Source organism: Candidatus Symbiothrix dinenymphae (assembly GCF_001431085.1).
In genome coordinates, this window is record NZ_BBRU01000293.1 from 1 (window position 1) to 539 (window position 539).

General features: G+C 50.6%; 1 pseudogene. It reads left to right on the plus strand.

The annotated features are described in order from the left end of the window. Positions 1-539, plus strand: a pseudogene (rpoB, locus tag ASC50_RS03715) (DNA-directed RNA polymerase subunit beta); the annotation flags it as partial.

Below are 539 nucleotides of genomic sequence, written 5' to 3' on the forward strand. Positions count from 1 at the left end.
CCGACCCTGCCGATGATGCCAGTGCGCGTGAAGTGATTCAGAACTTGTTTTTCTCCGAAAAACGTTACGATTTGGGCGAGGTGGGACGTTACCGTATCAACCGCAAGTTGAACCTGACGACCTCTATGGACGTGAAAGTCCTGACCAAAGAAGACATCATCGAGATTATCAAGTATTTGATTGAATTGATTAACTCCAAAGCCAATGTGGACGACATCGACCACTTGAGCAACCGCCGTGTGCGCACCGTTGGCGAGCAATTATATGGTCAGTTTGGCATTGGTTTGGCTCGTATGGCGCGAACCATTCGCGAGCGTATGAATGTGCGTGATAATGAGGTGTTTACGCCAATTGATTTGATTAACGCGAAAACGATTTCGGCGGTGGTCAATACGTTTTTTGGCACCAACGCCCTGTCACAATTCATGGACCAGACTAATCCGTTGGCAGAACTCACGCACAAGCGCCGTCTGTCGGCACTTGGTCCCGGTGGTCTGTCGCGCGAGCGAGCCGGTTTTGAGGTTCGAGACGTGCACTAC